Here is a 14,517-nt window from a genome sequence, read left to right on the forward strand (position 1 = left end):
GGCGATTTTCGTTCCCCGATTTTTATATTTCCAATGCGGCAAGATAGGCTTCATAAATCGTATCCAGAGCCTTTCTTGCCCGTTTTGCGTCGCCGATCACATATACCGGTATTCCCAGCCTTTCACAGCATTCCTGGAGATCTGTACTGTCTTTTGCCCGGGAACCAGTAGCAATCACCACATAGTCCGCCGGAACTTCCATCGTTTCTCCCTTTACTTCCAGCACAACACTTTTTTCCCGAATTTCCTTACATGCTGCATTTACAATCTGGTGAATATGTCCTTGTTCCAGCTGGATCTGTACCGCTGTTTTCCTCATATGTCCCAGATCGATCCCAATACCCTCGCGCATTTCAACTACTGTCACATGGCAGCCCCGGCGCTCCAGATGCTCTGAGACTTCCAATCCTACCAGACCTCCGCCGATCACTACAACATTTCCGCTCATGGGAACTTTAGTTCCCGAGAGTACCTCTTTAGAACTCATAACATTTGCCTGATCAATACCTGCTATCGGTGGAACAAAAGGCACTGAACCAACTGCAACAACGACGACATCCGGCTTTTCCTTCTCAATAACTTCTGCAGTCACTTCGGTATTCAGGAAAATATCAATCCCTGACTCCATCGCTTTCTGGGCAGCCATTCTTCCGGCCATGCCAAAGTCATCCTTCCTCGGCGCGGTCCCCGCAAGCACAAACTGACCTCCCAGGGTTCCAGTTTTTTCATAAATAGCAGGTTTGTGTCCTCTTTGCTGAAGGATATCCGCAATTTCCAGTCCGGCAATTCCACCGCCTGCAATCATGACACGTTTCGGTTTTTCGGCAGCCTGAACTTTCAGTTCTTCTTCCTCTCCTACCGCCGGATTTCTCATACAGCTGATATGATCTTTCTCCGGGTTGATAAAATAATCATAACACCCTTGGTCGCATCCCACACAATAATTAATCTGAGCCAGCTTGCCTTCCTTTGCTTTTTTACAGAAGTAAGGATCTGCCAGCTGTGCGCGGGACATGGCGATCAGGTCGGCTTTGTCCTCCTCCAGGATTTCTTCAGCAAACCCCGGCGTATTGATACGTCCGGACGGCATTGTCAACATTCCTGTCTCCTTTCGAATACGGGAAGCCGGCCCTACATTTATTCCTTTAGGAAGATCAATCGGAGGAATTTCATAAATCTGGGCACGGGTCAGGAAATTACCTCTGGAAATGTTCAGAACATCCACTCCCTCCCGGCCTGCCAGCTTACAAAATTCAATAACCTCCCCCTCTGTCAGACCATTTTCCAGATAATCGTCATGGCAGACAATCCTCATGAAAAGAGGCATCCCTTCCGGAATATTCTGACGAATAGCCCGGATACATTCCAAAGGAAATCTGCATCTGTTTTCAAAGCTACCTCCGTATTCATCTGTCCGGTGATTTATGCCTCCTGACAGAAAAACATGGGGCAGGTAGGTGTGCGCTGCATGAAATTCTACAGCGTCCATTCCTGCCTGTGCAGCTCTTCTGGCAGCTTCGCCATAAGCTTTCACAATGGAATGGATCCGTTCTTTACTCATTCCTTTTATACTTACTTTCCGTGAAAGCCTCATTTTTGAGGCAACTAAAATTTCAGCATCCGGATCGCTTCCCACAGCCAGCGACCCCTGCCACAGCTGCGGGCAGATCTTTCCTCCCGCCTCATGCACTGCATCTGCCAGTTTCTTCATCCCCGGAATATACTTGTCATCGCTCAAGGCAAGGAATCCTTTCGGCGCACTTGCCGCATCTACAGAACAGACTTCCACCGTATTCAGTCCCACACCGCCACGGGCACGTTCTACATGATATCTGATCAAGCGGTCAGTTACTTCTCTTCCATCTCCTCCGACCATCCGGGTCCCCATTCCTGTCATCACTACCCGATTTTCCAACTCCATATCCCGGATACGGATAGGGGAAAACAATCGTTCAAACATTTTCTTCCTCCTTCTGTATATCTTCCATACTTTCGTGATATTATTGTCTTTTCTTTATCATACTTGATTTTTTTCAGACAATAGAGCCAAAATCCCTTTGCCTCACTACTATTTAACTGTATGGGAGTGATGCTTTTTCTTACCGATCCGGGTACAATTTTTCCTGTTTTACTATCACATTTTCTTCCCTTTCTCTTTTTTCCTGTGCTTCTGAAAAAATTTCTCTGAATATGCAGTCTAATTTTTCGTTATTTCCAAAAGAACACTTTGTTAACTATTCTTTTTTTGCTATAAAATAACCCTCCAAACTGATAAATTTTACATCAGTTCGGAGGGCTGCACAAACTTCGAAATATTTCCTTAAATATAACCTATGATATCACTATTTGCGGTATTTCCCTTTTGAACACACTGTAACTGCAATTCCGGCAAACGCCAAAATTCCTGCCGATACATAACCGGTAATCGGAGCGGTGTCACCTGTCCTTGCTGCCTTTTTATCAAGGGACACTTCTGCTCTATCCCCTGCAACTTCATCGGCATCTGCCTGCAATGCTGTCAGTATAGCCTGTGTCTTCTTATATTTCTCTTTTGCCTGTTCATAAGCGGTTTCCGCCTCTTTTAAAGCAACTTCCTTCTCTTCTTTAATGGCAAGGGCTGCTACCACATTGGCATCCGCTTCATGCACGGCATCAATGTAATCGTTCAGGTATGAGAAATCCGGATCCGTAATCGGGTTTGTCAAGGCATCCTCATAAGAAAGGAGGGTCGCCCGGAGGTTTAAGTCCTTCGCTTCCTCATATGTTTTTTCCGCCTCTAGCAGCTTGTTGTTGGCATCCGCAAGGGCTACCGTTGCATCCACAAAGGCCTGCTGTGCCCCTGACAAGGTGTTAAATGCTCCATCATAGGCTTTCTGTGCATCCCGAAGAGGGGTGATTTCTTCTACAATTGCATCGTATTCTTCTTTTGCCGTATCCGCAACTTCTTTTGCAGCATCCCGGATTCCGGAAACGTTTTGGTATACCTCTCCTGCCGTCACTAAGTCAGAAGCAATCTTAGTCAGTTCTTTTTCTAGGTGTCCTATCTCATTTGATGCAGCTTTGATAGCATTTTCTGCCTTAGTTTTCTCTGCTTCTGCATCTTCCAAAGCCTTCTCTTTTATCTCCATATCCATTCGTTTGTCTAAGATATCTTTAAAGTAGGCATCTTCTATACGATTCTTTTCTTCAGCCGCTTCCATAAGGTCTTTTTCTTTTTCGGAATAAATGCTTACTGCATCATCGTAAGCTTTTTGTGGAGCTACAAGCTCTTTCTTTGCATCTTCCAATTTCTTTTCCTTCTCCACTGTTACCGCATGATATTGGGATACCAGAACATTTGCATTGGCAAAATGTGCCTTTGCTTCATCCATAGATCCAATGGTAACTCCTGGCTGGTAGTAGAACAGCCCGTCCTTATATTGCCCTAAGGTATCGTAGAAAGCTTTCTCCTTTGCATCCTTTTCCGCCTTCTTAAACGCTGCATTTTCTTTTGCCTTCTGAAGTTCAGCATTCGCCGTATTTACTTTACCCTGTTTTTCCTCTACCGCTTTTTTTGCAGTTTCCGATTCTTTTTGCGCTGCTGCCACTTTTTCTTTTTCTGCCGTCACCTTACTTTCAGCTGTTTCTACAGCTTTACTCTTTGCTGTTACGTCAGATGATGCTGCATTGAAATCGGATGCTGCCTTTTCCGCATTTACCTTAGCAGTACTTTCTTCTTTCTGTTTATTGAAATAGTTCAAAGCTTTCGCATCCGCTTCTTTCTTTGCTGCAGTATAGTTCGCGTTAGCTACATCCAGAGCTTTCTTTGCTGTATCCAGAGCTTTCTTTGCCTGCTCAGTGATGGAAGGTGCATTGTAAAGGCTGTTATAGTAGTCCATGAACCGAGAATAGTAATCGTCAAACAAGTAATATCCATAATCTTCTGGGTTTTGATCTGCTGGGATGATACCCGCATTAAAAAACACCTGACCGTGGCATGTACCGTATTTATTTGAATAGGTATTATATGCAAATCCTGTTGCCGTGTAATCTGAATCTATAATATTCAAATAATGCCCTGTCTGCCCGCCGTTTTGAGCTATATAATTCCTTTTCTCTTCATAATACCAGCCATCAAATGGATTTTTACTGCCACCATATCCCCAAGCAAGATTTTCTCCTACAGTATAAAGCCCGGAATGGTTCTCAAGTACAGAGCCTATGTTGGTCTGCACCTGGGAAATAGCCATCAGCTGGTCAGATACATAAACTGGGTTTTCGCCGTCACGTCGGTTGCAGTGTTCCCCCTCCAAAAGCACGTCATAGTAACTCTTCAAAGTTTCTAAAGCAATCTTCATATTTTCCAAGGAGGTGGCATCCTTTGCACCCCCGATAGTAGTATACTGAGAATAGGATGGATTCGTCATCGCATCTGTTAATACATTAACGGCATCCTGGGACTTCATGGTTTCAAAAAAGCCAAGGGAGCCTTTTGCAATCTGGGCAGCGGCAGTGCTCTCCAACGCTTGTGCGTCTTTCAAAGCCTGCTGTGCCTCCTCATAATCTGTCTGTGCAGTATCCGCTTTCTTCTTAGACTCTTCTGCTGCTTTTTCTGCATTTTCCTTCTCTGTCAGGGCAGAAGCAGTATCCTTCTTTGCCTGCTCATACGTGTGGTTTGCATTATCCATGGCCGTTTGGGCGTTGACCTTCGCGTTTTCTGCATCTGACAAGGCAGTATTTGCTTTTGCAAGCTCCCCTTCTGCCAACGTTAAAGACGACTGGGCAGCTGCAACTGCCTGATCTTTTTCTTTTTTCACTGCCTGGGCGCTTGCAAGCTCTCCGTTTGCTGTATCATATATGCCCTGCTTTTCTATCTGAACGGATAAGGCAGAATCATATGTACCCTGTGCATTAATCGCCTCAATCTCCAAGTTGGCAAGGGTCTGTTCTGCATTCGCCTTTGTTTCCTCATCCCGGGCAGAATTCACCGCTTCCTGGGCCTGGGCCACTTTCCCTTGTACTTCCTGAAGCGCTGCATAGGTGCGGTTTACTTCCGCTGTTGCGCGATCCAGCTCGCCTTGTGCTGCATTTACTTTTTCAACCGCCGCTGCATATTCCGGGGAATCTTCCAATGCGGAAGCAACGGCTTCGTCATAAACTTTTTTTGCTTCATCATAAGCAGCTTGTGCGGATACGATCACCTCTTCTGCTTCTGCCTTTGCCGCTTCTGCATCCTTTAATGCCTGCTGTGCATCGATATATTCCTGTGTGGAAGTCTCCTGGAGATTCTCCAGCTCATCAATCCTTGCCTGTGCATCTTTGACAGCCTGTTCCTTTTTTACGAGGTCATCATTAGCCTCATCAAGGGCATTCTTTTTCACAGTTACATCTTCCTCTGTAACCTTCACGGTTTCTTTGATTCCTTCCAACACCGTTTCTGCATCTTCCATAGCCTGCTGCGCCTTATCATAATCTTCCTGACGCTCTTTTAAGGCTGCTTCTGCTGCAAGCAGATTTTCACTGCTAGCATCCTTTAATAACCCGGCATTGTCAAACAATTCTTTGGCGTCTGATTGCGCTTTGGCAAATTGCTCCTTGGCGGTATCAACGGCCTGGTTACTTTTGTCAATGGCCGCAAGTGCATTTTTCGCTGCATCATCTGCTTCCTTTTTTGCCGTGTCATACTGTTTCTTAGCTTCCTGTTCCTCTTTTTCCGCTTTTGCGTTTGCGTCTTTTGCCTCACTTAAGCTGTTTGCCTCATCGGCAGCCTGGACGACCATTTGCATAGGAACACCCACTTGGGATGCTGCTACAGCAGCCAATGTTGCCGCTGTTGTTGCCTTCCATGCTCTCCTTTTCATCTTAAATTTCCTCCTTGTTTCAAATACTCTATTTAAAGGATGAATTCCTGATGCAAGCAACTCAAGTAAGACCCACGGATTTTACATCCCTCTTTACTATAGCAAACTGACTTTTGTTCCTACTTTTTAGCTAATCTCCCCATTTGCACACTTATATCTATAATCTGCCACAAATTATAGCATATTGTACATTAGTTGTTAATATAATTTGATATTGATTTCATTTTTTGACACATTTAAGAAGATATTAACTGATTACATGCATTTTTTGTTATAAAATTATAATGGATATGTTTAATATGATGATAATAAGAAATTAAAAAAAGACATCTCACCCTAAACTTAAGGCTGTTGGGATGTCACAAAGTATATCCAAAGTTACTCATCGCAACAATAGCCGGGCATGCAATAGAAATTCCATAGAGCCATAGCTGCTGTTTACACATTTACGTTTGTAACCATTCCGGTAATCGTCATTATCTGAACGCTCAGATTTTTCGTACCCAAGAGGATCCTCCATTTCTGCTTCCATCATTTCTTTGATTGTTCCGCCAAGTAGATCCTTGAGAGCATCCTGAATATCTTCGGCTGTCTGAATATCGTATTCTTCCAGTAGCTGATGGATAATGTTACGTTTCCCTTCTGTCATTTGTACCCGATGGACAGGTTTCTTTTGTTTTGCCATAATAAAAGGCCCTCCTATGAATTAGATTTTATCATAGAAGAACCTTTGATGACATATTTACAGAAAAAGTTTCACACCGCCTATATAGATTACAGAAAAGGATAGAAGCACAGTCTTCTATCTTTTTTTACGATTTACCATCACAAAAAATAGTTAATATAAATACATAATATTCTATTATCAATGTGTTTATATTAGATAATTTTTAGATAGAATCACCCACTAAATTTTTATTTATTACTACGCCATTTTTGGCTTGTTACTACACCATCACTACGCCATTTTGGTAACAAGATATAATAATTTATAACAAAATATCTAAAAAGCAGCAATTTTAATATCACCTTAAAAGCGGGTCAAACCCGCATAAAAACGCCCTTAAAACGGTGTTCCTATCATGTCGTACGGTGTTACCTGATATACATAATAATTAAGCCAATTTGTATAGAGATTGTTACCGTGCGCCCTCCAGGTCAGTAAAGGTTTGTTTTCCGGATTATTTTCCGGATAATAATTTTCGGGCATCTTGATAGGCAGTCCCTTGGACAGATCCCTCTTATATTCTCCATCCAAAGTAATTCTGTCATATTCCGGATGACCCATGACAAAAATCTGTCTTCCTTCCTCTGCCATGGAAAGAAATACGCCTGCTTTTTCTGATTCTGCTAAAATCGTAATCCTGTCATCTGCACGGAGCTTTTCCACAGGCACATCCGTATGGCGGGAATGAGGCGCTAAAAAGACATCGTCAAAGCCTCTCACAAGAGGAATTTTCCGGTTCAGCACCTTATGCCAGAATACGCCGAACAACTTTTCCTCCAAAGGCTCCTTGTTGATCCCATAATGATAGTACAGGGCAGCCTGTGCTCCCCAGCAAAGATGGAGCGTGGAAGTTACATGGGTCTTTGTCCACTCCATGATCTCTGTCAGTTCTTCCCAGTAGTCTACTTCCTCAAACGGAATCTGCTCCACCGGAGCTCCTGTAATAATAAAACCGTCAAATTTCTGATCCTTAATATCTGTAAAAGGCAGGTAAAATTTGTTTAAATGGCTGGTCGATGTGTTTTTTGATACATGACTTGACACATTTACAAAAACAACATCCACCTGCAGAGGTGTATTGGACAAAGAGCGGAGAATCTGAAGTTCTGTATCTTCCTTCAGCGGCATCAGATTCAAAAGTCCGATGCAGATCGGACGGATATCCTGATGAACAGCCCGGTGCTCATCCATGACAAAAATATTTTCCTGTTCCAATATCTCTTTTACCGGAAGATCGTTTTGTACTCGAATCGGCATAGCTTACTCTCCTTTATTTTCCTTTTGTGAAATGTTTTCTTCTGAATGCACATAATTTCCCTCATCATCCACATAACTCATTTCATCGTAGTAATCCGAATGCCCGGGAAGATGCTTCTTCTCCAATCGGCTGTTAATGATCATTTGGACGATATAATAAATTACTGCAAAGGTTGGTACTCCCATCAGCATACCCAGGAATCCGAAAAGTCCTCCGCCCAGCAAAATGGAAAAAATAACCCAAAATGCTGACAAGCCTGTTGAATTTCCCAGGATCTTCGGACCTATAAAGTTTCCGTCCAGCTGCTGCAGTAAAAAGATAAAAATGATAAAATAAATCCCCTTAACAGGATCAGAAAGCAGGATCAGGAGTGCACTGGGGATTGCTCCAATATAAGGACCGAAAAAGGGAATTACATTAGTCACCCCTACAATGACGCTCACAAGCATGACATATGGCATATCAAGCAGGGAAATCCCAATAAAGCACAACACTCCGATGATAGCAGAATCTATGATTTTGCCAATGATAAAACCACCAAAAATCTCATTGCTCTTTCTTGTCAGATGAAGGAGCACATTGGCATTGTGAAAAGAAAGCACTGCATATACCGTCTTCTTTGTCTGACGCACGAATTTTTCTTTACTGAACAGTATGTATACCGAGACAATGACACCGATCAGAGCATTAAATAATTCCCGAAGTATATTCAGCACTCCCACGGTAAGACTGGACATCAGATCATTAGCCCGGGGCAGAAGATCCGTACGAAGCCAGGTCTGAAACATCTGTGCCCCCTCACTAATCCCTGCTTTCACAAGGTTACCTGCTGCCGAATCGTTACTGTAAAGCTCATTGAGATCAGCGACAAAATCATTTAACTGCCCTGGAAGAGTAATCACCATATCACGGACACTTTTATATAATTCCGGAATCAACATACTGAACAAAGCAATGATGATCACAAAAAACACAATGATCGCCAAAAAAATTCCCATTGCCCGTGAAAGCTTTGCCGCCTTTTGTTCGTTTTTCAGCTTTTTCTCCAAAAATGGAATAAAGTAGTGATCTACCTTTTTCACGATAGGATTTAAAAGATAGGCAATTACAAGTCCGTATAGAATGGGCTTCAATACATCGATAACCTTCCAGAATACATCTGTAAGGTTTGTTGCTCTAAGCAACGCAAAATAAAAAACAATACTCGCTGCAATCACCAGAAAATAGGTCATTCCTTTTCCAAACTGCTGTCTGATCCAGGACGATCCCCTGCTGGCTCCGATCCGCAGACGATTACCATAATAACCGCTGTTGGTTTTGTTATTTTTCAGGTCCTTTTCCTGAGTTTCCTTTTCCATTGTCTATTCAGATCCTTCCGATACTCATTACACATGTAGATTATATTATAGCAACGAATAGGGGAAAAAGCAAATTTGTTAAAACGTTAACGGGTGACGTAGTAAAGTTTAACTTTACTACGTCACCCGTTAATCATTTAACACTTAAATGTCGCACATTCTGTCTGCCCGCACTGACAGGCATTACTGCCTTCCACGCTGATCTTGCCGGCATGGCACTGGCAATTATCATTGTACCGGCATTGTGTTGCCTGACAATCTACGCTGCTGCATGCAGATGCTGTCTGTCCGGCGGAATTTCCATAAGAATTCTGTGCGGATCCTTTTCTTTCCTCAAAGCTGTCGCAGCATGTCTCCTCTGCATTCTTTGCGGATGAGCCTCCCACCTGGATTTTGTCCAACGCACAGTAAAAATCTTTATTGTGCATACAAGTCTGTACAGTACATTTTAATTCCGGCATAATACTACCTCCTTAGATTTGTTTATCAGAAGTAGTATCTGCATTTTTTTTATAAAATATACTTTTATTTTTTCTGTTCCATTCCAGGTGCATTTACAAACATTTCATGAAAATCAGGAAAATCTTTTTTCAGGGAAACCGGTCTGCCCTTGCTGTTTAAAAAGCAGTGCTTTGTAAGTCCCCGGCAGTGTACCATACCTGTTTTATCATCAACGATCTCATACTCCACTGTCATTTTGATCCCGTTATATTCCCGGATTTTCGTCTCTATTGTAACGCTCTCCCCAAAGTAAACCATCCGGCGATAGTCTGCCTCCACAGAAAGGACCGGACTTACGATCCCTCTCCTTTCCATCTCATCGTACCCCATCCCCATTTGTTCCATGAAATCTGTCCTTGCTTCTTCAAACCAACGGATATAATTGGAATGATGTACAACTCCCATCTGATCTGTCTCATAATACTGTACTTTATGCCTGTAAAGCCTGATATTGTTCATTTTGCTCCGCCTTTCTCTCTTACCTTTCCCCGGATTTCACCTGCCCAGTCTGACTAAAATCTATTTGGAAGCCCCGCGTATACTCCCAAAGTCGGGATGCAGTCCTGACCAGCCGGCCTGAGCCATTGTTCCAATACGGTACATATCTTCTTTGCTGATCTCAAAACCAAATACATCCTGGTTCTGCTTCATTCTCTCTATTGTAGAGGATTTCGGAAGCGGAATAATTCCCCTTTGAAGGGCATAATGAATGCACAGCTGCGCCACAGAAACTCCGTAGGAATCAGCGATCTCCATCAGCATTTCATGATTAAGGAGCGCGCTTCTCCCTATGGGACTCCAGGCCTGAACCTGAATATTTTTTTCTTTACAGTATTGAACCGTCATCTCCTGAGTATAGCCCGGATGAAATTCAATCTGATCTACAGCCGGCCTGATTTCGCAATTTTGAAGAAGATTCTCGATATGATGAGGCAGGAAATTGCTTACACCGATCGCTCTTACCCGGCCGCTCCGGTAAATTTCCTCCATTCCTCTCCAGGTCTCAATATCCAGTCTCTTCCAGTCTTTATAGCCTTCTTCCGGCAAGGGCCAATGTATGAGATACATATCAAGATAATCTGTCTCCAGTGTCTCCAGTGTCTTCTCAAAAGCCTTTTTTACATTTTCATATCCCATTTCTGTTTTCCAGGCTTTTGATGTAATAAAAAGCTCTTCTCGTTTTATGCCGCTGGCTTTGATTGCCTCGGCCAGATATCCTTCCGTTCCATAAAAAGATGCAGTGTCAAAATATCGGTATCCAGCGTCAATGGCTGTCCTTATAATCTCTGCACTTTTACTGTCAGCCGCTTTGAATGTACCAAATCCGATACACGGATTTTCCACACCGTTATTCAACTGAAATGCATCATACATATCCTTCATCGCTTTTCTCTCCTTCCGGTTCACTAAAGTCTATCCCAAAATCCACATCTTCCACACTGCAAAAAACTCTCTTACTGCATAATTAAGAAGCAAGATCCTGCTGCACCCTGCCGGAATGCCGCATGTATTTTGATATCCAAGTTTCCTGGCGTATTGTCTTGCCCTGTAAATATGAAAATTATTGGTCACAATCCCCACCGGACAATTCATATCCGGAAGCATTGCTGCCGAAAACGCAAGGTTTTCTTTTGTCGTCGTTGACTGATCTTCCATTTCAATGCAGCTCTCTTTTATCCCATGCTGCTGAAGATACTTCTTCATTGCCTCTGCCTCAGTGACTGTTTCACCCGTACCTCGCCCCCCGGAAACAATGATCCGGGTCTTTGGAAATTTCTCTTTATACTGCATCGCCTTATCCAAACGTCTTTTTAACGAATTTGTAACTTGATCGCCCTCTATATGTGCGCCCAATACGATCAGGTAGTCGCACTTCTTTTCCTGCTTATTCAAAAGTTCCGAAAAAATTCTGATCTCTACAGCCAAAAAAATAAAAACAGCAACGGAAAAAGTAAACCACACCACCGTTTCCAGCCATTCCGGAAGATATGCCGTCAGCAGACGGACAGCCAGACAGCCGATCCCGGCCGCCGCCCAGAAGCCTGCAAATGTAGAGGTCCACTTTCCCATTGCCAGACGTATTAATACAAAATACAACAGACAGAATATACCCAGTTCAGTCATTTTCTATCTTCCGCAGCACTTTTTATACTTCTTTCCGCTTCCGCATGGGCAAGGATCGTTTCGTCCCACTTTTTTGCCCTTGCGTATTGTACCGGATTCCTTCTGCTCTTTGTATAGTTTTTTCCGTTCTTCCTCTGAAAAAATTTCTTTCCACTGCGGCAGTTCATAAAGCCAGTCCGCCTTTGCAGCCACCATATTTTTATACAGAAGTTCTTTATCATATACAAGGTTTACTTCTGTATCCTCATCCATTGTCTCAATCGGATTCGGAACTTTCAGACTCTCATCAATGCCGTCCAGAAAACCTACCATTGTCATGACGCTCTGATGATATCTTTCAGCCAGCTCTTTTACTGTCCCTCTTACCTCTTCTTCCGGATTAGAAAGAAGCTGTTCGTAGATCTCCTTTTCAATCTGAAAATAGGATGCCCAGAATTGCTGAAGCTGTCCTCTGTCTGATTTTTCATTATAAGCAACTGCTCTCCACTGCTCTAATAATGTATTGCTCATATTCTATATACTCCTTTGTAAGTTATTCTGCACGAATTATTATATACCATTTTCCATTTTTTTCAAAGAGCCAGTATTTGATTTTTTCACTGTTTCCATATATAATATGAAACATCTGACAAACTTGCGGCAAAAGCTTCCTCTTGCTGCATAAAGAAAGGATTTCTGCTTATGAAAAAAATGAAACGTTTTCTTGCATTGTTCGGCGCTGTTTTGCTTTTCGCCTTATATGGAAGCACTTTATTTTTTGCTTTCACAGACCGCTCTGCTGCAATGGGAATGCTGAAAGCTTCCATTGCCTGTACGATCATTATCCCTGTCCTTCTTTATGCCTACACACTGGTATACAAAAATATCAGAGGCGATCACCAGAAGCCAGATGAGCTTTCCTATAAGGATGATACGGAACAGGATAATCAAACGTAAAGCTCTGCCCACATCCAGGCGGGGCTCTTTTCTGTTTTTCTCTGTTCTTTTTTGGATTCTTTTTCTTTTATTTTTTGTCTTCTGTCCAGATATTCCTCCAGGGATATGATTTCCTGGCTGCCGCTTTTTCTCATATCATGTCTCATGTTCATACCTCCGTTCTTTACTGACTTTCTTTTTATCCAAATCTTTCGGCTTTATTATTATATTTGCCATTTTCCGATGTTATGACTCTTTTTGTTTACAGATTCAAGTATAGCAGTTAAATATGTACAGTCTGTGGAAAATAGATAAAATAAAACTAAGGAATTTCTTAAAAAAAGCGGAAAAATTGTCATCTTTGACACTTTTTCCGCTTTTGTACGAACTATTTTTCAATTTTATTTGTTATATCCGCCCTTTAATTACCGATAAATAATATCATGACGCCCCGGTCCATTTGAGATCATTGTAATCGGGTATCCAATCTCCTTTTCTACGAACTCTATATAATTTCTGCAGTTTTCCGGAAGATCTTCATACTTTTTAATTCCACGGATATCGCACTTCCATCCCGGAAGCTTCTTTAATACAGGTTTTGCCTTTTCCAGAAGATGTGTAGTCGGGAAGTCTGTTGTCACTTCTCCGTCAATTTCATATCCCACGCATACAGGAATCTCATCCAGATATCCCAGAACATCCAGAACCGTGAAAGCCACATCTGTCGTTCCCTGCAGCCTGCAGCCATATTTGGAAGCAACACAGTCAAACCATCCCATACGTCTCGGACGTCCTGTGGTAGCTCCAAATTCACCTCCGTCGCCTCCCCGGCGGCGAAGCTCATCTGCCTCTTCCCCGAAGATCTCACTGACAAAAGCTCCTGCCCCTACAGCGCTGGAATATGCTTTGCACACTGTGATGATCTTTTTAATCTCATATGGAGGGATTCCCGCTCCGATTGCACCGTATGCAGCAAGGGTGGAAGAAGAAGTGACCATCGGATAAATTCCGTGATCGGGATCCTTCAGAGAACCAAGCTGTCCCTCCAGAAGGATTTCTTTCCCTTCCTTCAGCGCATTATGAAGGAACAATGCCACATCACACACATATGGCTCTATCATTCTTTTATATTCTTGCAACTCATTATATAAATCAGCAGGATCTATCAATGGCTTATGGTAGAGATGCTCAAGCAGTACATTTTTCTGTTCCGCCACGCGTACTGTCTTTTCCTTCAGAAGCTCATCATCAAACAACTCGCTCACCTGGAAGCCGATTTTCGCATACTTATCTGAATAAAACGGCGCGATTCCGGACTTTGTAGAGCCAAAAGATTTGCCTCCCAGCCTTTCTTCCTCATAGGCATCAAAATTTTTGTGATAGGACATTACCATCTGCGCGCGGTCCGATACAAGGATCTTCGGCATAGGAACCCCCTTTTCCACAATGGACTGGATCTCCTCAAATAACCTCGGCACATCAAGGGCCACTCCATTTCCAATGATACTTGTTGTATGGCTGTAGAATACGCCGGAAGGCAGTGTATGAAGTGCGAATTTACCATAATCATTTATGATCGTGTGCCCTGCATTGGCTCCTCCCTGGAAACGGACAATAATATCCGCATTTTCTCCCAGCATATCGGTAATCTTCCCTTTACCTTCATCGCCCCAGTTGGCGCCTACTACTGCTTTTACCATATCAATTCCTCCTGTGTGTCATTTACATTACTATCCAATAGCTGCTCTTTAACAGCCATAAGCATTATACTATATTTTTTTCTTATTGTACATT

General features: G+C 42.8%; 12 protein-coding genes and 1 pseudogene. 1 reads left to right on the forward strand and 12 read right to left on the reverse strand.

Annotation, left to right across the window (positions count from 1 at the left end):
• Positions 1 to 22 precede the first annotated feature (22 nt).
• From baiCD to EUBC25_RS01170, 10 genes and pseudogenes are all read right to left on the reverse strand, one after another.
• Positions 23 to 1,960, reverse strand: a complete 1,938-nt coding sequence (gene baiCD, locus EUBC25_RS01125; protein WP_230106425.1) for a bile acid Fe-S flavoenzyme BaiCD — start codon at positions 1,958 to 1,960, stop codon at positions 23 to 25.
• Between the two features lie 382 nt (positions 1,961 to 2,342).
• Positions 2,343 to 5,840: a CAP domain-containing protein gene (locus EUBC25_RS01130; protein ID WP_230106426.1), complete on the reverse strand. Its 3,498-nt coding sequence runs from the start codon at positions 5,838 to 5,840 to the stop codon at positions 2,343 to 2,345.
• Positions 5,841 to 6,255: 415 nt separating this feature from the next.
• Positions 6,256 to 6,525 (reverse strand): annotated as a pseudogene (locus tag EUBC25_RS01135) (transposase); the annotation flags it as partial.
• A 378-nt stretch (positions 6,526 to 6,903) separates the two neighbouring features.
• Positions 6,904 to 7,824, reverse strand: a complete 921-nt coding sequence (gene metA / locus EUBC25_RS01140) for a homoserine O-acetyltransferase MetA (RefSeq protein WP_230106427.1) — start codon at positions 7,822 to 7,824, stop codon at positions 6,904 to 6,906.
• A gap of 3 nt (positions 7,825 to 7,827) precedes the next feature.
• Positions 7,828 to 9,183 (reverse strand): AI-2E family transporter, encoded by a 1,356-nt coding sequence (locus EUBC25_RS01145; protein WP_230106428.1) that lies wholly within the window; start codon positions 9,181 to 9,183, stop codon positions 7,828 to 7,830.
• A gap of 137 nt (positions 9,184 to 9,320) precedes the next feature.
• Positions 9,321 to 9,644 (reverse strand): DUF1540 domain-containing protein, encoded by a 324-nt coding sequence (locus EUBC25_RS01150; RefSeq protein WP_230106429.1) that lies wholly within the window; start codon positions 9,642 to 9,644, stop codon positions 9,321 to 9,323.
• A 64-nt stretch (positions 9,645 to 9,708) separates the two neighbouring features.
• Positions 9,709 to 10,143 carry an acyl-CoA thioesterase gene (locus EUBC25_RS01155; protein ID WP_230106430.1) on the reverse strand — a complete coding sequence of 145 codons (435 nt, stop codon included), beginning with the start codon at positions 10,141 to 10,143 and terminating at the stop codon, positions 9,709 to 9,711.
• Positions 10,144 to 10,203: 60 nt separating this feature from the next.
• Positions 10,204 to 11,067, reverse strand: coding sequence for an aldo/keto reductase (locus EUBC25_RS01160; RefSeq protein WP_230106431.1), 864 nt, complete (start codon positions 11,065 to 11,067; stop codon positions 10,204 to 10,206).
• A gap of 30 nt (positions 11,068 to 11,097) precedes the next feature.
• Positions 11,098 to 11,808: a YdcF family protein gene (locus EUBC25_RS01165; RefSeq protein WP_230106432.1), complete on the reverse strand. Its 711-nt coding sequence runs from the start codon at positions 11,806 to 11,808 to the stop codon at positions 11,098 to 11,100.
• Between the two features lie 3 nt (positions 11,809 to 11,811).
• The gene (locus EUBC25_RS01170) at positions 11,812 to 12,318 is read right to left on the reverse strand and encodes an SEC-C metal-binding domain-containing protein (protein ID WP_230106433.1); all 507 of its coding nucleotides are present in this window, start codon (positions 12,316 to 12,318) and stop codon (positions 11,812 to 11,814) included.
• Positions 12,319 to 12,489: 171 nt separating this feature from the next.
• On the opposite strand from EUBC25_RS01170, the gene EUBC25_RS01175 reads away from it, so the two are divergent.
• Positions 12,490 to 12,744 (forward strand): hypothetical protein, encoded by a 255-nt coding sequence (locus tag EUBC25_RS01175; RefSeq protein WP_230106434.1) that lies wholly within the window; start codon positions 12,490 to 12,492, stop codon positions 12,742 to 12,744.
• On the opposite strand, the gene EUBC25_RS01180 is transcribed toward EUBC25_RS01175, so the two are convergent.
• Complete coding sequence (locus tag EUBC25_RS01180) at positions 12,735 to 12,890, reverse strand: hypothetical protein (protein ID WP_230106435.1); 156 nt, start codon at positions 12,888 to 12,890, stop codon at positions 12,735 to 12,737. The two genes, EUBC25_RS01175 and EUBC25_RS01180, sit on opposite strands and share 10 nt — an antisense overlap.
• A 258-nt stretch (positions 12,891 to 13,148) precedes the next feature.
• Positions 13,149 to 14,423 carry an adenylosuccinate synthase gene (locus tag EUBC25_RS01185; protein WP_230106436.1) on the reverse strand — a complete coding sequence of 425 codons (1,275 nt, stop codon included), beginning with the start codon at positions 14,421 to 14,423 and terminating at the stop codon, positions 13,149 to 13,151.
• Between the last annotated feature and the right edge of the window lie 94 nt (positions 14,424 to 14,517).

It is taken from the genome of Claveliimonas bilis, assembly GCF_020892095.1.
In the GTDB taxonomy this organism is placed as follows: domain Bacteria; phylum Bacillota; class Clostridia; order Lachnospirales; family Lachnospiraceae; genus Claveliimonas; species Claveliimonas bilis.

What these genes read in the sequence shown, in the direction of transcription:
- baiCD (WP_230106425.1), bottom strand. Translation starts at nt 1,960, where the DNA reads ATGTTTGAACGATTGTTTTCCCCTATCCGTATCCGGGATATGGAGTTG.
- EUBC25_RS01130 (WP_230106426.1), bottom strand. Translation starts at nt 5,840, where the DNA reads ATGAAAAGGAGAGCATGGAAGGCAACAACAGCGGCAACATTGGCTGCT.
- metA (WP_230106427.1), bottom strand. Translation starts at nt 7,824, where the DNA reads ATGCCGATTCGAGTACAAAACGATCTTCCGGTAAAAGAGATATTGGAA.
- EUBC25_RS01145 (WP_230106428.1), bottom strand. Translation starts at nt 9,183, where the DNA reads ATGGAAAAGGAAACTCAGGAAAAGGACCTGAAAAATAACAAAACCAAC.
- EUBC25_RS01150 (WP_230106429.1), bottom strand. Translation starts at nt 9,644, where the DNA reads ATGCCGGAATTAAAATGTACTGTACAGACTTGTATGCACAATAAAGAT.
- EUBC25_RS01155 (WP_230106430.1), bottom strand. Translation starts at nt 10,143, where the DNA reads ATGAACAATATCAGGCTTTACAGGCATAAAGTACAGTATTATGAGACA.
- EUBC25_RS01160 (WP_230106431.1), bottom strand. Translation starts at nt 11,067, where the DNA reads ATGAAGGATATGTATGATGCATTTCAGTTGAATAACGGTGTGGAAAAT.
- EUBC25_RS01165 (WP_230106432.1), bottom strand. Translation starts at nt 11,808, where the DNA reads ATGACTGAACTGGGTATATTCTGTCTGTTGTATTTTGTATTAATACGT.
- EUBC25_RS01170 (WP_230106433.1), bottom strand. Translation starts at nt 12,318, where the DNA reads ATGAGCAATACATTATTAGAGCAGTGGAGAGCAGTTGCTTATAATGAA.
- EUBC25_RS01175 (WP_230106434.1), top strand. Translation starts at nt 12,490, where the DNA reads ATGAAAAAAATGAAACGTTTTCTTGCATTGTTCGGCGCTGTTTTGCTT.
- EUBC25_RS01180 (WP_230106435.1), bottom strand. Translation starts at nt 12,890, where the DNA reads ATGAGACATGATATGAGAAAAAGCGGCAGCCAGGAAATCATATCCCTG.
- EUBC25_RS01185 (WP_230106436.1), bottom strand. Translation starts at nt 14,423, where the DNA reads ATGGTAAAAGCAGTAGTAGGCGCCAACTGGGGCGATGAAGGTAAAGGG.